The following is a 17,009-nucleotide window of genomic DNA, read 5'->3' as shown; positions in this document are numbered from 1 at the left end:
TTATGGATTGTAACATATCATTCATCCTTGTCAACTTATTTTTTAAATAATAACTCATTTTGTATATTATATCAATATTTGAGAAATTGAACAGAAAAATTATTCTCCACCACTCAACTCTCTAAACCTCCCCCTCCTCCATCTCCTTCAAGGAATAGGATTCCAGTTTGTTGACATTGGTGCGGAGGCGTTTGGCGAAGCGGCTGCTGATGAGGCCTTGGCTTTGGTATTCGGAGATGATTTTGCGCTCCAGATAGTAGGCTCTAAGCATCTCATCGATATTGTCTGGTTTGAAGCGGGCAATCATCCGTTCCACAAAGTTGTCTGATTCGATAATCTGGGCCTCCTGCAATCTGGTCCTTTGCAGGTATTCGATGAGGGATTGGTGATAGACACCCTCCAGGTTTTCAAGTCCTTCCATGACCAGCTCCGTATTGGATAGGTAGAGGTCTGACAAGCGGTCCTTGCTCTCTTGGCTGAGGCGTTTGATGGCCGGCTGCCCCTGTAGAAAACGGCGGAAACTTGGTCCCAAGGTGACCAATTCCCGCAGGAGACGACGGCTGACCCGCAGTCCGACCAGCATCAAGTACTGCAAGTTTGAGACAAAACCACGGTCAATGCCCCTCTCCAAATACTTGAGATAGCGCTGGTAAATCCGGTATTCTTCGATACCAACCCGCCCTTTTCGGTAGGCATGTTCAAGGCCATCGCTCTCCACTTCCAAAATCATCATCTGGAGAAAGGCCAATTCTTGCTTAATACCCTTGCTTTCCTGAAGCAGGATGACATGCTTGATGCGCTCATTGTAGGTATCAATGGCAGCGTAGAGGGGTAATTTTTGCTCGGCCTCCTTCAAATCTTCTTCCAGCACCAGCAAAACTTCTGTCAGGATAGCTGTCAGGGTGACATAATCCAGCTCTTCTGCTTCCTGCTTGGGCTTGGCAATAAAAGGCAGGACCAAGATCCCTGTCAAAAAGCTCAGCAGGGTCACTGAACCAGCTGTAAAGAGAATGAGACTGTACTCATACTCCCCTAGGGACTGAGGCAGCAGAAGAATGGTGGCAATGGAGACTGTCCCCTTGACACCTGAAAAGGTCAAGACCAGGCTGTCTCGCCAAGGAAACCTGCCCTTTCGCCCCTTCTTCCAAAAACGATAGAGCTGGTAGAGTACAACCATGCTAAAGCGGATGAAAAAGAGAAGGGCTGTAAATAAGAGGACCAACCCCAATAATTGCAGATTGCTGACACTGGGATTTTGGAGGGCTGGCTCGACAATTCGGGTCAGTTCATAACCAAAAACAAGGAAGACAAAGCCATTTAGGAGGAAGTTGATGGTATTCCAGATAATCTGACCCACCCTGTCCACTTCCGCGTCAAAGAGGTTAACCCGCTTCAATCGCTGGGCTTGAGATAGACCTGCAATGACCACTGAAATAATACCAGACACGCCTAGGAGACTGGCCACCAGATAGGAGACGATGGGCAGGGATAACTCTAGCAAAAGTGCACCTGTCACATCTGCTGCATCCATCTTGTCCAAAAAGGCCAGGAGGGCCCGATTGACAAGGGCAAAGAAGAGCCCCACCAAAAATCCGCCTATAATAGCCAGCACCAATTGGAGGCTGGCCTGCCCCAGAGAGAAGGCCCCAGTCATCATAGCCGTTAGGGCAAACTGAAAACCCACCAGACCGCTGGCATCGTTGAGAAGTCCTTCCATCTTGAGAATTTCTTCCAGGCGCTTGGAGAAAGCGAAGCGTTTGGACAAAGAAATAAAGGCAACTGCATCGGTCGGACCCAAGGCTGCCCCCAGAGCGAAACAGGCAGCCATGGAGATACTAGCTGGCAGGAAATAGTTGGCAGCAAGGCCCAAGCCGATGGTGGTCACAAAGACGGTCGGTAAAATCAGATAGCTGATGATGCCGCGATACTTGACCAGGCTGGACACATCGCTCTCCTGACCCTCCCGAAAAGAAAGGGGAGCAACGACCAGGGCTAAGAAGAGGTTGGAATCCAGGGTAAAGCTGGTCCCTCGATTGAGCAAGCCCGTCACAATGCCCAGCAAAATCTGAATCAGGGGCAGGGGGATTTTTGGAAAAATCCGATGAAGGATATTGGACAGGATGAGGGTAAATAAGAATAGTACCAGTAGAAAGGGAACTGTCACTCCTACCTCCTTGTCTCTTTGACCGTTTCAAGCGCCTTGAAGTTGTCCTTCAACTTCTTAATCTTGGTCTCAATCTCGGTCAAATCCTGTCCATTGCGCATCTTCTGGCAACGCAGGCTTTCAAGATGAACCAATTTTTTCTTGATAGTTGAAGCCTTTTTTTCATCGGAACAAACCACTTGGTCAACTGGATGAGAAGCAGCCCCATCCAGGTACTTGACCCTCATCTGATGGATTTTTTCTTTCAATTCGTGAGCTTCCATTGTCATTCCTTTCTCGTTTTCTCCACCATGACCAAAAAAGGCGGGGTGTTGATTTGGTTGAGGGGTTGATAGAGCATGGTGGCAAAGTCTTCTTGAGGCAAGGCCTTCACGAAGGCCAGCACCGCATCCTTTTCCATGTCCCCGCCCTCATGTCCATAATAAATCATGATAGAGAGGCGGCCGCCCACTTCCAGGCGGTCCAATATTTTTTCGATAGCTATAAGGGTTGTTTCGGGCTGGGTGATGATGGACTTATCCGCAGAAGGCAGATAGCCCAGGTTGAAAATAGCTGCCCGAATGGGCTCCTTGACAAACTCATCTAAATGCTCGTGGCCTGTCAGATGCAGCCTCGCATTGGTGAGTCCAGCCTCGGCTAAGCGCTGGCTGGTTTTTTCCAAAGCCTGCTCCTGAACGTCGAAGGCATGGACCAACTTAGCCCGCCGCGCCAAAAAGAGGGTGTCGTGCCCATTGCCCATGGTCGCATCCACAGCAAGGGTGTCAGTGTCTAAAACCTCCGCCAAAAAATCATGGGAGAGGTGGATAGGACGTTTGATCATGGTTGCTCCTTATCAATATCTAAGTCAAGGGCTAGAATATCTCCCTTTTTACCGTAGTGAATCATTCTAAGGTATTCTCCCCAGACTCGCGAACGGCCCATTTCTGTATCCATCCAGTTATCACGTGATAACAAAATTCCCTCATAGGCTGCATCAAATGTAAAGGGAATAAATTTCAGATGGTTTGGTAAATGTTTCGCTAAAGTCCGACACTGTCTACCGGCCACATGGCTTTTGCAGACAAACAGCAACGATTGAATCGTTGTAAAATCAAAAACTTCTTTGGCAAAAAGGACATTTTCCAGAGTGTTGGTTGAGCGATTCTCATAAACAATTGACTCTTGCGGAATACCAGCTTCAAGCAAGTGCTCCACAATCACCTCAGCCTCGGTAAACTCCTTACCATGTGTCCAATCTGGATTAGGTGTCCCAGTTGGACTAATGCCACCAGTTACGATAATCTCTTTTACAAGCCCTAGCTGATAAGCTTCTATGGCCTTTTCCCAATGTCCAGAATGAGTACCACCAAAAATAAAAAGAGCATCACAAGCTTGAGGTGATATGAACTGACCAAAGGCAACCTCAGTCAAAAAAGTCACTTCTTCTTTCGATAATTCCGGAACATCTGGTGTTTTTGAAATGATTGGTTTCATGTTTGTCCCTTAGTCACTCGTTCCAAATTTCCTTGAAATGGTTTGATAGACATGGTACATCAACATTTTCAAGAATTGATCAATCTTAGTATCCTCATTCAGTTCTTTAAAAAAGATTCCGGATCTTGTTTTGAAATAGACTCTAATGTAATCACTCTCATAATAACTGACATCGTTGACCTTTTTCATACTATCTAGCGCTTGATGTGAACTGACCAAGACTGATTGCATGGCATGCATCACTTCCTTATCTTGTTCCAAATCAGTGCTAGCTTCCCCAATTCCCGAATAGATATGTGTATGTAAGCCAAACACTAGTGCCAAAGTCTGTGTATGAAGACCAACAATTCCACTATCAACTGGTACATCAAAAACTGCAATATAGACCTGTTCATCGTTTTCAAGTGATAAATTTATATCTTGATTTGTCAAATCAAGAACCTTTTGACGATTTTTCAAATATGTTTTTGACACTTCTTTCATGTCCAACTCCTTACTTTTCTATAGGAATCCTGCAAACAAAAAATCATGGGAGAGGTGGATAGGACGTTTGATCATGGTTGCTCCTCCACTTTACATCCTTGTACACTCCCTCTTCTTTCCATCTCCTGATCGATGGCGTTGAGAACTTCCCATTTGTTAAGGCTCCACATGGGGCCGATCAGCATGTGGCGGGGGGCATCACCTGTGATGCGGTGGATGATGATGTGATTAGGTATGATTTCCAGCTGGTCGCAGATAATCTGGACATACTCATCCTGACTGAGCAGCTGCAATCTTCCTTCGTGAAAATCCCTCTGCATGCGGGTATTGGTCATCAGATGCAGCAAGTGGAGTTTGATGCCGTCAATATCATTGTCGGTCACGCAGCGGCGAACATTCTCCAGCATCATCTCATGGGTCTCCCCAGGCAAACCATTGATCAAATGGGCCACGATCTCCGCCTTGGGTGCCAACTTACGAATCCGCTGGACCGTTTCGACAAAAAGCTGGTAGGAATGGGCTCGGTTGATAAGCTCAGAAGTTTCTTCATAGGTGGTCTGCAGGCCCAGCTCCAGGGTCACATGCATCCGTTCAGTCAGCTCAGCGATATAGACCAGGGTCTCATCCGGCAGGCAGTCTGGGCGGGTCCCGATGTTGATGCCCACTACCCCAGGCTCATTGATAGCCTGCTCGTAGCGCTCCCGCAGGACTTCCACCCTGTCATGGGTATTGGTAAAATTCTGAAAGTACACCAAGTACTTCTGGACTTCTGGCCACTTGCGGTGCATGAAGTCAATTTCCTTGTAAAATTGCTCCCGAATGGGCGCATCCGGTGCCACGATGGCATCACCAGAACCGGACACCGTACAAAAAGTACACCCCCCCTTGGCCACCGTTCCGTCCCTGTTGGGACAGTCAAAGCCCGCATCAATGGGCACCTTGAAAATCTTCTCCCCGAAAACCTTTCGGTAATAATCATTTAGTGTATTGTATCGTTTCATATTCCTTCATTATAGCATATTTCAGAAGCCTTTTTGGAAAAATGCCAGTTGATTCCCACTTTTCAAACCCTTTTTGCGAATAAGTAGGTATGAAGCTAATAATCCTATTTTTCTTTGGAGCCAGCCTGGGATCCTTTCTGGGTCTGGTCATCGACCGTTTCCCTCAAGAATCCATCATCTTCCCAGCCAGCCACTGCAACCACTGCAAAAAACAACTCAAGGCCTGGGACTTGATTCCGGTTCTTTCCCAGATTTGGCGCAAGTCACGCTGCGGCTACTGCCAGTCCAAGATTCCCATCTGGTATGCCCTTTTTGAAAGCCTGACAGGGATCCTAGTGCTCCTTTTGGAGTCTGGTAGCCTCAGTCTCTCCCAGTTTCTGCTGGTCTTGGCTGGGCTGGTCTTAGCCATCTATGACATCAAGCACCGAGAGTACCCCCTCATGGTCTGGCTAGTCTTTGCAGGCCTGGTCCTAGCCCTCCTAGGCTTCAATCTCCCCTTTTTCCTCTTTCTCCTTTTAGCTATCCTGGCCGAAATCTTCCCCCTCAAGATGGGCTCAGGCGACTTTCTCTACATGGCCCTCATTGCCCTGGTCTTCTCTGTCACCGACCTGCTCTGGGTCATCCAAATCAGCTCCTTTATGGGCATTCTCTTTGCCGCCCTTTTCCAGCAAAAATCCCAGCCCATCCCCTTCATCCCCTTCCTACTCCTCGGCTTGATCTGCTACCTGCCTCTGGTTTCTTTTGTCTTTTAAACAAACGACCCCGTGAATCCTCACGGGGTCTTAGCATGTGAAACCTATAACTTCTGTCATTTTTATGCTATAATAATCTCATTATAAAGGAGAGCGCTTATGTATCCAGATGATAGTTTGACCCTACACACAGACCTCTACCAAATCAATATGATGCAGGTCTATTTTGAACAAGGCATTCACAATAAAAAAGCTGTATTTGAAGTCTATTTCCGAAAGGTCCCTTTCAGCAATGGCTATGCCGTTTTTGCTGGACTGGAGCGCATTGTCAAGTACCTTCAGGAGCTCCGCTTCACTGAGACAGATCTGGCCTATTTACGAGACCTGGGCTATAACGAGACCTTCCTGGCCTACCTGCGTGATTTAAAATTGGAATTGACCGTCAAATCTGCCCGCGAAGGAGATTTGGTCTTTGCTAACGAACCCATCGTCCAGATTGAAGGCCCTCTAGCCCAGTGCCAGCTGGTGGAAACTGCCCTGCTCAATATCGTCAATTTCCAAACCCTGATTGCGACCAAGGCTTCTCGGATTCGAGCAGTTATTGAAGATGAGCCCCTCTTGGAGTTTGGTAGCCGCCGGGCCCAAGAGATGGACGCCGCCATCTGGGGAACACGGGCAGCCATTGTTGGCGGAGCCAATGCTACTTCTAACGTCCGAGCTGGAAAGATTTTTGGTATCCCTGTTTCGGGTACCCATGCCCATGCCCTGGTTCAGGCCTATGGCAATGATTACGATGCCTTCAAGGCCTATGCCAGCACCCATAAGGATTGCGTTTTCCTGGTAGATACCTACGATACCCTCCGTATTGGGGTGCCGACTGCCATCAAGGTGGCCAAGGAGATGGGTGACAAGATCAACTTCCTCGGTGTCCGCCTGGACTCTGGGGACCTGGCCTATCTGTCTAAAAAAGTCCGTCAACAGTTGGATGATGCGGGCTTCCCAGATGCTAAAATCTATGCCTCCAATGACCTGGATGAAGCAACCATCCTCAACCTCAAAATGCAGAAGGCAAAAATTGATGTCTGGGGAGTGGGCACCAAGCTGATTACCGCCTATGACCAGCCAGCTCTGGGAGCAGTTTATAAGATTGTGTCCATTGAAGATGACCAAGGCCAGATGGTCGATACCATCAAACTGTCCAACAATGCCGAAAAAGTATCTACACCGGGCAAAAAGCAGGTTTGGCGCATCACCAGCCGGGAAAAGGGCAAGTCAGAAGGGGACTACATCACCTTCACCGATACCAATGTCAATGACATGGATGAAATTTTCATGTTCCATCCAACCTATACCTACATCAACAAAACCGTCAAGGACTTTGATGCCGTTCCACTCTTGGTGGACATTTTTGACAAAGGAAAACTGGTCTACGAGCTGCCGAGTCTGACCGAGATTCAAGCCTATGCCAGAAAAGAAATCGACAAGCTCTGGGATGAATACAAGCGCATCCTCAATCCGCAGGACTACCCAGTTGATTTGGCCAAGGATGTTTGGGACAACAAGATGGCTCTGATTGACCGCATCCGCAAGGAAGCCCTAGCCAAAGGAGTAAAATAATGACCCTACAAGAAGAAATTATCGCCTATGAGGGAGTCAAGCCCCTCATAGACCCCCAGGAAGAAATTCGCAAAAGCATTGACTTTCTCAAGAGCTATATGCTCAAGCACCCCTTTCTTAAAACCTATGTTCTAGGAATTTCAGGCGGTCAAGACTCTACCCTGGCTGGCCGACTGGCCCAACTGGCCATGGAGGAACTCCGAGCAGATATAGGGGACGCTGATTATCAATTTATCGCTGTCCGCTTGCCTTATGGCATTCAAGCTGACGAAGCTGATGCCCAACGAGCCCTTGATTTTATCCAACCGGACATTCGCCTCACCGTCAACATCAAGCCCGCAGTTGAAGGCCAAGTAGCCGAACTAGAGAAGGCTGGTGTCATCATAACCGACTTCAACAAGGGCAATATCAAGGCCAGACAGCGCATGATTACCCAATATGCCATCGCAGCCCAACATGCCGGTGCCGTCATCGGAACCGACCATGCAGCTGAAAATATCACTGGCTTCTTCACCAAGTTTGGAGATGGGGCAGCGGATATCCTTCCCCTCTTCCGACTCAACAAGCGCCAAGGCAAGCAACTCCTGGCCGTCCTGGGTGCAGACCCAGCCCTTTATGAGAAGGTGCCAACTGCCGATTTGGAAGAAAATCGACCAGGCCTGGCTGATGAAGTCGCCCTCGGCGTCACCTACACCGAGATTGATGACTACCTGGAAGGAAAAAGCGTCCCTGCTCAAGCCCAAGAAACCATCGAAAGCTGGTGGTACAAAGGCCAACACAAACGCCACCTCCCCATCACCATCTTTGATGATTTTTGGAAATAAAAAGGTCCGGGGGACCTTTTTATCCCGAGCCTTGAAATTCGAAAGCGAGGTAGGTCCGGGTGGACCTTTTTATCCCGAGCCTAGAAATTCAAAAGCGAGGTAGGTCTGGGAATAGACCCTTTCAGCTGGTCACCTTGAAATATGAAAGTGACCATAAGATAGCCGAGCCTTGAAATTCGAAAGCGAGGTAAGTCTTGGAGACCTTCATCTTCTAATATGTTGACATGGAGAAAGCCTATGAATCCTATTGGTACAAAAGTCCTAGAAAGCGAACGACTCTTACTGCGCCCCTATGTTCTCGACGATGCGCAGGCTATGTTTGACAACTGGGCTTCTCAACCAGAAAATGTCACCTACGTTACCTGGCCTCCACATGAAAGTGTGAATTTTACCCAACAGCTTCTAACAGAATGGGTGACCAGTTATGAAAAACCAGACTTTCTCCACTGGGTTATTGCCTTTAAGGAACAACCTGATAAGGTAATTGGGGATATCAGCGTGATTGAAATAAATCAATCCGCACAAGCCTGCGAACTAGGTTATATCCTCAGTCAAGACTATTGGGGACAGGGGCTGATGACCGAAGCCTTGCAAACAGTTATCGCCTTTCTCTTTCAAGAGGTAGGAGTCAATCGGATTACAGCTGTCCACGCGATAGAAAATCCAGCCTCTGGCCGTGTCATGAAAAAGGCTGGTATGAAATATGAAGGAACCTTCCGCCAAGCCGTCAATCTCAAAGGGCAATTAGTGGATGTGGTAGCTTATGCTATTTTGAAAAGTGATTTTTTAGACGATAAAAAGGACTGAATCAGTCCTTTTTGTGTGTCCATTTTTTGATGAACAGATATGTCCCATAAGCCAAAACACCGCCCAAGGTATTGGTCCAGAGGTCGTCCACTTCAAAGACCCGCTCAGCATTGATGAGGAGATCCAGGAGGAGCTGGGTACACTCGATAAAGAGGCTGAGATAAAAACTATACCTCATTACTGCTCGAAAGCTCCGCCATTTTTCAGAGAGAAAAAGAAAGGCCAAGACCAGAGGGTAGAGCAGAAAAATATTGGTCAGGTTTTGCAGGATAATGAGCCAGAGTTCGTAGAGGCTGTCCACCTTGTCGCCGTTGATAATGCTGTTGAAGGGGGTGGGCAGGAGGTAGAGCCGGCCGATTTGGACAATGCCTGGGGTCTCAAAATCCTTGTACTGGGGATACCAGGACTGGGGCAGAAAGCACATGCAAACAATGGCCAGAGCATAGGCTCCAGCCATTATTTTTGCCCATCTTCGTCCAAGGGGAGTGAGTTCTCCATTCTTTTGAAGGAAGGCTTTGATCATGCTCGACGGTCCTCAATTCCTGCCTTGGCCTTGGCCGCCGCAATGCGGGCACGCGCCGCGGCCCGATCCCGTTTCAGGGTATTGGAGCGCAGCTGACCGCAGGCCGCATCAATATCGGTCCCGTGTTCCTGCCGAACCACACAGTTAACTCCGTTTTTCTTAAGACGGTCATAAAAGGCCGCCACTCGCTCTGGTGTCGAGCGGCTATACTGGTCATGCTCTGAGACAGGATTGTAGGGAATCAAGTTGATGTAGGAGAGCTTGCGGATGTTCTTGGTCAGGTCTGCCAACTCCTGAGCCTGCTCCACCCCGTCATTGACCTCGTTGAGCATGATGTACTCAAAGGTCACACGGCGGTTGGTGGTCTGGATGTAATCTTCAATGGCCTCAAAAAGGACCTCAATCGGATACTTTCGGTTAATCCGCATGATGCTGGAGCGCAAATCATTGTTTGGCGCATGCAGGGAAACAGCCAGATTAACCTGCACCCCTTCTCTGGCAAAATCACCAATCTTCGGTGCCAAACCAGAGGTCGAAACGGTGATATGACGGGCCCCAATGGCCAATCCCTTGTCATCATTGACCACCCGCAGGAAGGTCATGACATTGTCATAATTGTCCAGGGGCTCACCGATTCCCATGACCACGATGTGGCTGACCCGCTCACCCTGATCTCGCTCATCAAAATACTTCTGCACCAGCATGATTTGGGCCACGATTTCTCCGCTGGTCAGGTCCCGCTGCTTGGGAATCAAACCAGATGCACAGAAGGTACAGCCAATGTTGCAGCCAACCTGGGTGGTGACACAGACTGATAAACCATAGTGCTGACGCATGAGCACCGTCTCAATCAGCATCCCATCTGGCAATTCAAAGAGGTACTTGACTGTCCCGTCCTTGGATTCTTGCACAATCCGCTGCTGCAAAGGATTGAGGACAAAGGCCTCATTAAGCCTTTCGATAAAGGACTTGGAAAGGTTGGTCATTTCCTCAAAGGATTGGACCCGACTGCGATAGAGCCACTCCCAGATCTGAGTGGCACGGAATTTCTTTTCTCCCTGTTCAAGGACCCAATCTTCAAGGGCCTGGCGGGTTAGTCCATAAATGGATGGTTTCATATTTACCTCTGTTTCTGACGAATCACAAAGCCACGCTTAGCTTCCTGGATTTCGCGGTTGACTTTCTTCTTATCTTGGCGTTTTTGCCGTTCCTGCTTCTGCTGCTTCTGGTTATGGGAAGCCTGCTTGCCCTGCTTGTTGCCATTACGGTTTTCTTGCGGCTTGCGGTTGTTGCGGGAGCGGTTGCGTCTGCGGCGTGGCTTGTCCTCAGGCTCTGCTGGCAAATCCTGCGGGTTCTCATTGCCCAAAACAAAATAGGCGCAGCCAAAATTGCAGAACTCCAGCAGGTAATCATCCAAGCGGCCAATCTTCAGATCAGAAGCCACTGGCTTATCATCCTTGTAAAATCCCTTCAAACGGAGCTGTTCATTGCCCCAATCCCCCACGATATAATCAAACTTGAGCATGATTTGGGAAAAACGCTGACCAAAGGCCGTCTGGTCAAAGGCCCCCTTATGGTCTAGGAGCAGGTTCAGTTCGATATTTTCAGACACTACCTTGTCCCCTACTCGAGCAAAGGCCGGCCCAGGAAATTTGTTGTAATTGTATAATTCTGGAGAAATGTCTTTCTTCATACAGTTCCTCTTCTAATAGTCTCTAACCCACTAATTATACCTTATTTCATCTCTTTTTACCATGCTAGAACTCAATCTAATAAATTTCTGACAATTTCCGCCCACAAAAAAACGAAGGCTTATTTTTCCTTCGTCTTCTCCAGGTAGGCAATGGCCTCCTTGACATTGGTCACGGGAACAACTTCGATGTCCAAGCCTTCTTCCTTAACCGTTTTGACCGCTTCATCATAATTACTGAGCGCTTTGGGATTAGCCTTTAAGACTTCCTTATCAACTGGGTTGTTGGGGGCGAAAAAGATGGTCGAACCGGCCTTGGCTGCTGAGATGACCTTCTTATCCACTCCACCGATATCTCCGACAGAGCCATCTTGCTCAATAGTACCAGTCCCTGCAATATCTCGTCCGGCCCGCAAAGTTGGGTCCGCCAACTGGGTATAGATGGACAGGGTAAACATCAGCCCCGCACTTGGTCCACCGATTCCAGCTGTTTGAAATTCAATGGGGACATCTGTCTTGACCTCAGTATGGTCAACCAAGCCAATCCCAATTCCATTTTTTCCATTATCCAGTTTGATAATTTGACCATCTGCTGTCAGGTTTTCACCAAGACTTTCGTAGCCTACGGTCACATCACTGCCCAGTTTAAGACCACTGACATAATCAATCAATTCTGCCGAACTTTGAAAGGTTTTACCATTGATGCTAGTCACTGTGTCTGCCACATTGAGGATACCCTTAAAGGTCGAATCCTTGGCAAGACTGAGGACATAGACTCCAAAGAAATCCATACTGACCTGCTTACCAGCCAGGCTCAAACCTTGGTATTTGGCCAGGTTTTGAGAGGTTTCCATGTAAAACTGACTGATACGGAAGTAGTCCTCACTGGAAGAACCTCCAGTCATCTCCTCATCCGTGTAGATGTCCGAATGCTTGTCAAACTTAGCTGCCAAGAGTTGAAGAGCCGTCGCCTGACGAACCTGAACATAAACAAAATTATAAGAACCTGATTCCTTGTCTTCCTGACCATTGACCGTCAGCACATGACGGATGTCCGTTGCCCCGCCAGGACTTTCGATATAGTAGGGCAGAGGAATCAGTACCGCCGCCCATACGGCTGCTGTCGCCAAAATAATGCTGAGAATAAGAATAATTTTTTTATGTATTTTCACGTGATGCTAACTCCTTTATGACAGCCTGGGGAACATACTTGCTGATATCCTGCTGGAAATGAATCAATTCCCTTACCTGGCTAGATGAAATGAACTTGAACTCTGGTTTGGCCAAGAGATAAATGGTCTCCATTTCTGGGGCCAATTCCCGATTGTAGAAGTCAAAACTGGACTCATATTCCAAGTCCTGACCATTGCGCAGGCCCCGAATCAGATGAGTGGCCTGGACCCGCCTAGCCACATCGACGACCAGCTCATTGCTTGAGACCAGGACGGATATCCTGTCCTCCTCTGCAAAGAGCTCCTCCAAAATCCGCTGGCGGGCCTCGATATCCAAAAGCCCCACCTTGTGAGGATTGTAGAAAAGCCCCACATAGAGATGATCAAAGAGACCACTGGCCCGCTTAATCAGGTCCAAATGACCCAGCGTGATGGGGTCAAAAGACCCTGTAAACAATCCAATTCTATCTGACATATACCGTCACCTTACTGATTCCGTAGACTTTTTGCTTCCAGATGCCCAGGTCCGCAATCTCTTCTGGCAAATCCACCGCCTTGTCCGTTTCGCAGACCACCATGACATCCTCCGCTAGGAGCTTTCTCTGGCAGAGCTGCTGGATATTGTTTATGATTTCTTCCTTGGCATAGGGCGGATCCAGAAATACCACATCAAAAGTCCCTGTCAACTGACTAAGAGCCTGATTGGCTTCCATGGCCAGCAGCTGGAACTTGTCCGCTTCCTTGGTCATGCTGATATTTTCCCGAATAACGGCCTGGGCCTTGCGGTCCCGCTCTACCAGAACAGCTGACTCCATCCCCCGAGACACTGCCTCGATAGATAGACCACCGCTCCCAGCAAAGAGGTCCAGAACCCGGCCTCCCTCAAAGTAGGGTCCAATCATATTAAAAATGGCGCCCCGCACCTTATCAGAAGTCGGCCTCGTGGTTTTCCCATCCAAGGTCTTGAGCGGACGACCGCCATAGTTTCCAGAAACAACTCTCATAGCTGTTATTATAGCAGATTTTTTGAAAAATGAAAGGGGCCAGCTACGGCTGAAAGCTGACCAATGTCCTGCTACTTAGAATCCGTGAGTCTTCGCAGTTCCTGCTTCACTGCCTCCCTCAATTCCTTGGTCATCCGCCTTGGCCCCCGAACCGCACGGACCCCCAATGCCATCATCCTCTCTCGAGGAAGAAGGTCATCCGAAAACTGGGCCAAAAGCTCTACTTTCATCAGTTTTTTGACATGGGGCTCATCTGGATAAAGGGTATTGTCCAGTTCCGCCTCCAGACAGCGGCAGACATAGCGAATGGCCTGAACAGGGGCCGTGATATACATGGCTACCAAGTCACCTTTTCTGATCTTTCCCTTTTGTGTCCAGTAAACAACCTTTGTCTCCGCAAACTCGCTATCAATGTCATAGACCTTGGGATTGGCTGGAATGACCCAAAAATCAGGCCCAGCATCATTGGCCAATGGATTTGGATTGGCCAAGTGACGGCTCCTAGCCACCAGCTCCCATACCTTCCCATCTGGCAAAGCATCCCCCAGAACCAGCGAAATCCAGCTTTTCTTAGACATGTGGTAGCTTGGATAGACCCCCGGTAGAGCCAGCAAGCCCTCCATATCTGCTGGATCAACCTTGAGATTGACCACCTCCACCGCTTTTTCCGCCTCAGAGCCCGTCACCCCCAACTGCCCCAACTTGAGGGGGAGAATCAAGGCATACCATTTCCCTCCGATTCGATAGGAGACGATGTCCCCATACTTGTCAAAAGGCCGGTCATAAGGGTCGCCCCACTCCCTTTCGATTTTCCGGGCTAGACGGTTGGTCTGGTCTTTGGCAAAAGGCAGAGCTTCAAAGCAGGTCGCAGCCAGATTTTCAAGGACGGCCAGATAAGCCTCTCTGACCTGACCCACAAAGCTTCCCCTTGCAGTCGGAACCTGAACAGCCCTGTATTCCTCCTCCAAATCCATATCGATGACCTGGGAAGAAACCAGTCCATTCTCATCAATCTGGACCCGCACTTCAAAATCCCCATCCAAAATCTGCTCATGATACAGGTACTGCCCTTCAGAATAGATAAAACCTGCCGTTTCCAGCTTCTCCAATCGCACTCTTTTCTTCCGAAATACCTCCTGGTCCAACAAACCCTTCTCCTCCTTCTCACTCACTTCTTCTTATTTTACCATAATCCTGCTTGGATTTTGACGATTTCCAAAGACCTTGCTATAATAGTAAACAAAAAATATTTAAGGAGATTTACATGAAAATCAGTGTAACCAGAAATACTGGATGGCTCGGTTTTGCTTCCCGTCTAAAAGTCTTTATCAATGGAGTTGAAGTGACAAGGATCGCCAGCTCCAAAACCGACTTCTTGGATATACCACTTCCAGAAGGCAATGCAGCTATTTTGACCATTAAGTCTATTCGTTCCAGTAATCTGGAAGTAAAAGATGGGGATCAAGTCCTCATTGAAACCAATCCAACTTACACCACTTTTTTTGTGGTTGCTCTCGGTTTGCTCTTCACAAGCACCCTATTGCGACACTTCTCGACCATGCCTTCCATCCTTGTATCATTTTTAGCATTTGCCTTTCTTATCGCGACTTTCTTTTTTCCGCAGTACAAACTCAGCAAAATCAACCAACCTTAAACAAAACAGTCCTCCGGACTGTTTTTTTGTACCCTTTCCTGTATAATAAAGTCATGAAAAAATTGGCTATTATGAGCGACCTGCATATCGACAGCAATCAATTTGGGCAGGCCGAAATCGACACCCTCATCCAGACACTCAAGGAAAAAGAGGTGGTTCACCTCCACTTGGCAGGGGATACTTCCAACCACCACGAACAGGCCAGTCTGCCTTTTCTGGAACAAGTCCGCCAGCACCTGGATGTCAGCTACAATCTGGGCAATCATGATATGCTGGGGCTGGATGAGGCTCAGATTGAGGCGGAGAATTTTCAGCTTCTGGATATTGGACAGCGCCAGCTCCTGGCCTTTCACGGCTGGTATGACTATTCCTTTTCTGACGAGGCATACGATAGGATTCTAAGGCGGAAAAACCTCTGGTTTGACCGCCGTTTGAACCGAAGAAAAAGCGACCAAGAAATCGTGGAGAGGGAACTTGAGCTTTTAGAGCGCCACCTGCAGACCCTTGACTCAGACCGGCTGATCCTGGCCATGCACTTTGTCCCCCACCGCCGCTTTACCATGTGGCATGAGAAGTTTGCCCCTTTCAACGCCTTTCTGGGCAGTCAGGCCTTTCATGAGCTCTTTGTCCGCTATCAGATTCCCGATGTGGTCTTTGGCCACGCCCACCGCTCCTATGGCACAGTCGAAATTGAGGGTGTCCGCTACCATGCAAGACCCCTTGGCTACCAGCGTGAGTGGGACCTGACCATCGACTTTGTCAACCAAAACCCTCACCTCAACCCCAGCCAGACCTGGAACCTCTCCAAACGCTTCAACCTGATCAAAAACAACCCCCACTACCTGGCCCACAAAAAAGAGAAGTTCAAAGACGAACTCCTCGGATCTATGACCCTGTTTGAGGTGGGGTAGGCCATTACCAAAATTAACATTTGTGATATCATTAGTAAAAAGAATAGCTTATTGAGAGTAAGTGGAGGGAATTGGCCCTATGAAGCTTCAGCAACCGACCACTAGGCACGGTGCTTCATCCAACAAGTGCACGCTTGAAAGATAAGTCCATAAACAGACAACCACCATGCGCGCCTTACTCTACGAGTCAGGCTTTTCTTTTTAAAAAAATAGAAAGGAGGTCCTGCTATGAACCAATAAACACGATGAACATCAAACAACACACTCAGAAAATCATAAAAGGAGAAATCACATGACTTATAAAACCGCTAAACAAGTACACAATGCCATCGCTCAAATCACAATAAACGAACCAATCTACCGCATCATCTATAAAACTATCCCTCAAGACAGATTAGAAGAGATCGCCAAACGAGAACCAATAAATCTGCAAAAAGTGAGGGAATGTTTGAGGAGAGAGAGGGTAAAGTAACCTATCGGATATTTCAATACAGGCACCTCCGAAGGGTGCGACGCATATAAGTCATCAGAAATCTTTATCAATCAAATTTCAATCCACGCACCCGCGAAGGGTGCGACCCTGTAATAAACGCTTGGAGGGCTTCGGCAGGAATTTCAATCCACGCACCCGCGAAGGGTGCGACAACTCTGCCTGTGTTATGGCTTCTATTATGGCTAATTTCAATCCACGCACCCGCGAAGGGTGCGACTTAACACTAGTCTTGGCCACTTCTGCCCAGCAAATTTCAATCCACGCACCCGCGAAGGGTGCGACATTTTCGGCTCAAGATTGCCTCCTTGCATCGTCCATTTCAATCCACGCACCCGCGAAGGGTGCGACAAGATATTTTAGAGTTGTCAAAAAAATTTCAAAAAATTTCAATCCACGCACCCGCGAAGGGTGCGACGTAGAATGTCATTCTGACCTTGATTGGCCCATTATTTCAATCCACGCACCCGCGAAGGGTGCGACGGTATCAATGTTAACAACTAC

Annotated in this window: 20 protein-coding genes, 1 CRISPR repeat array and 1 riboswitch; of the genes, 7 read left to right on the top strand and 13 right to left on the bottom strand. The window is 48.2% G+C overall.

Going from position 1 to position 17,009, the window contains the following annotated elements; genetic code table 11:
- Positions 1-121: 121 nt before the first annotated feature.
- From ACEYCN_RS07450 to ACEYCN_RS07425, 6 genes are all read right to left on the bottom strand, one after another.
- Positions 122-2,164, bottom strand: coding sequence for a cation:proton antiporter (locus ACEYCN_RS07450; protein ID WP_373713661.1), 2,043 nt, complete (start codon positions 2,162-2,164; stop codon positions 122-124).
- Positions 2,165-2,166: 2 nt separating this feature from the next.
- On the bottom strand, positions 2,167-2,433 hold the full coding sequence (locus ACEYCN_RS07445) for a hypothetical protein (RefSeq protein ID WP_373713660.1): 267 nt from the start codon (positions 2,431-2,433) through the stop codon (positions 2,167-2,169).
- Positions 2,430-2,984: a class I SAM-dependent methyltransferase gene (locus ACEYCN_RS07440; RefSeq protein WP_373713659.1), complete on the bottom strand. Its 555-nt coding sequence runs from the start codon at positions 2,982-2,984 to the stop codon at positions 2,430-2,432. The genes ACEYCN_RS07445 and ACEYCN_RS07440 overlap by 4 nt, the downstream gene beginning before the upstream one ends.
- On the bottom strand, positions 2,981-3,637 hold the full coding sequence (locus ACEYCN_RS07435; RefSeq protein ID WP_373713658.1) for a YdcF family protein: 657 nt from the start codon (positions 3,635-3,637) through the stop codon (positions 2,981-2,983). Before ACEYCN_RS07435 ends, ACEYCN_RS07440 begins: the two co-directional genes overlap by 4 nt.
- Before the next feature lie 9 nt (positions 3,638-3,646).
- Positions 3,647-4,120 (bottom strand): hypothetical protein, encoded by a 474-nt coding sequence (locus ACEYCN_RS07430; protein ID WP_373713657.1) that lies wholly within the window; start codon positions 4,118-4,120, stop codon positions 3,647-3,649.
- Positions 4,121-4,191: 71 nt separating this feature from the next.
- Positions 4,192-5,121 (bottom strand): TIGR01212 family radical SAM protein, encoded by a 930-nt coding sequence (locus ACEYCN_RS07425; protein WP_373713656.1) that lies wholly within the window; start codon positions 5,119-5,121, stop codon positions 4,192-4,194.
- Positions 5,122-5,210: 89 nt separating this feature from the next.
- Here ACEYCN_RS07425 and ACEYCN_RS07420 point away from each other — a divergent pair, with 89 nt between their 5' ends.
- The 4 genes from ACEYCN_RS07420 to ACEYCN_RS07405 all read left to right on the top strand — a co-directional run bounded on the left by ACEYCN_RS07420 (position 5,211) and on the right by ACEYCN_RS07405 (position 9,061).
- Complete coding sequence (locus ACEYCN_RS07420) at positions 5,211-5,873, top strand: A24 family peptidase (RefSeq protein ID WP_373713655.1); 663 nt, start codon at positions 5,211-5,213, stop codon at positions 5,871-5,873.
- A gap of 99 nt (positions 5,874-5,972) precedes the next feature.
- Entirely contained in the window at positions 5,973-7,430 is a 1,458-nt protein-coding gene (locus ACEYCN_RS07415; protein WP_373713654.1) for a nicotinate phosphoribosyltransferase, read from the top strand.
- On the top strand, positions 7,430-8,254 hold the full coding sequence (nadE, locus tag ACEYCN_RS07410) for an ammonia-dependent NAD(+) synthetase (RefSeq protein ID WP_373713653.1): 825 nt from the start codon (positions 7,430-7,432) through the stop codon (positions 8,252-8,254). Before ACEYCN_RS07415 ends, nadE begins: the two co-directional genes overlap by 1 nt.
- Before the next feature lie 237 nt (positions 8,255-8,491).
- Positions 8,492-9,061 (top strand): GNAT family N-acetyltransferase, encoded by a 570-nt coding sequence (locus ACEYCN_RS07405; protein WP_373713652.1) that lies wholly within the window; start codon positions 8,492-8,494, stop codon positions 9,059-9,061.
- 1 nt (position 9,062) lies between these two features.
- Here ACEYCN_RS07405 and ACEYCN_RS07400 read toward each other — a convergent pair whose 3' ends face one another.
- The 7 genes from ACEYCN_RS07400 to ACEYCN_RS07370 form a co-directional block, all read right to left on the bottom strand.
- Positions 9,063-9,584, bottom strand: a complete 522-nt coding sequence (locus tag ACEYCN_RS07400) for a VanZ family protein (protein WP_373713651.1) — start codon at positions 9,582-9,584, stop codon at positions 9,063-9,065.
- Positions 9,581-10,702 carry a 23S rRNA (adenine(2503)-C(2))-methyltransferase RlmN gene (gene rlmN, locus ACEYCN_RS07395; protein WP_373713650.1) on the bottom strand — a complete coding sequence of 374 codons (1,122 nt, stop codon included), beginning with the start codon at positions 10,700-10,702 and terminating at the stop codon, positions 9,581-9,583. Before rlmN ends, ACEYCN_RS07400 begins: the two co-directional genes overlap by 4 nt.
- Before the next feature lie 2 nt (positions 10,703-10,704).
- Positions 10,705-11,277 (bottom strand): YutD family protein, encoded by a 573-nt coding sequence (locus ACEYCN_RS07390; protein WP_373713649.1) that lies wholly within the window; start codon positions 11,275-11,277, stop codon positions 10,705-10,707.
- Between the two features lie 119 nt (positions 11,278-11,396).
- Complete coding sequence (locus tag ACEYCN_RS07385; RefSeq protein WP_373713648.1) at positions 11,397-12,446, bottom strand: SepM family pheromone-processing serine protease; 1,050 nt, start codon at positions 12,444-12,446, stop codon at positions 11,397-11,399.
- On the bottom strand, positions 12,433-12,921 hold the full coding sequence (coaD, locus tag ACEYCN_RS07380; RefSeq protein ID WP_373713647.1) for a pantetheine-phosphate adenylyltransferase: 489 nt from the start codon (positions 12,919-12,921) through the stop codon (positions 12,433-12,435). Before coaD ends, ACEYCN_RS07385 begins: the two co-directional genes overlap by 14 nt.
- A complete protein-coding gene (gene rsmD / locus ACEYCN_RS07375) occupies positions 12,911-13,450 on the bottom strand; it encodes a 16S rRNA (guanine(966)-N(2))-methyltransferase RsmD (protein WP_373713646.1) in 540 nt (179 codons plus the stop codon). Before rsmD ends, coaD begins: the two co-directional genes overlap by 11 nt.
- 71 nt (positions 13,451-13,521) lie before the next feature.
- On the bottom strand, positions 13,522-14,595 hold the full coding sequence (locus ACEYCN_RS07370; RefSeq protein ID WP_373713645.1) for an MmcQ/YjbR family DNA-binding protein: 1,074 nt from the start codon (positions 14,593-14,595) through the stop codon (positions 13,522-13,524).
- A gap of 119 nt (positions 14,596-14,714) precedes the next feature.
- On the opposite strand from ACEYCN_RS07370, the gene ACEYCN_RS07365 reads away from it, so the two are divergent.
- The 3 genes from ACEYCN_RS07365 (at position 14,715) to ACEYCN_RS07355 (ending at position 16,487) form a co-directional block, all read left to right on the top strand.
- Positions 14,715-15,104: a hypothetical protein gene (locus ACEYCN_RS07365; protein WP_373713644.1), complete on the top strand. Its 390-nt coding sequence runs from the start codon at positions 14,715-14,717 to the stop codon at positions 15,102-15,104.
- Between the two features lie 53 nt (positions 15,105-15,157).
- Positions 15,158-16,015 carry a metallophosphoesterase gene (locus ACEYCN_RS07360; protein ID WP_373713643.1) on the top strand — a complete coding sequence of 286 codons (858 nt, stop codon included), beginning with the start codon at positions 15,158-15,160 and terminating at the stop codon, positions 16,013-16,015.
- A gap of 45 nt (positions 16,016-16,060) precedes the next feature.
- Positions 16,061-16,163: riboswitch (SAM riboswitch) on the top strand.
- A 144-nt stretch (positions 16,164-16,307) separates the two neighbouring features.
- Positions 16,308-16,487 (top strand): hypothetical protein, encoded by a 180-nt coding sequence (locus tag ACEYCN_RS07355; RefSeq protein WP_373713642.1) that lies wholly within the window; start codon positions 16,308-16,310, stop codon positions 16,485-16,487.
- A gap of 10 nt (positions 16,488-16,497) precedes the next feature.
- A CRISPR array of direct repeats spans positions 16,498-16,988; the repeat unit is 32 nt; unit sequence ATTTCAATCCACGCACCCGCGAAGGGTGCGAC.
- Positions 16,989-17,009 lie beyond the last annotated feature (21 nt).

The sequence above is a fragment of the Streptococcus sp. genome, assembly GCF_041802885.1.
GTDB lineage: Bacteria > Bacillota > Bacilli > Lactobacillales > Streptococcaceae > Streptococcus.
This window is presented reverse-complemented; position numbering and strand designations above follow the sequence as displayed.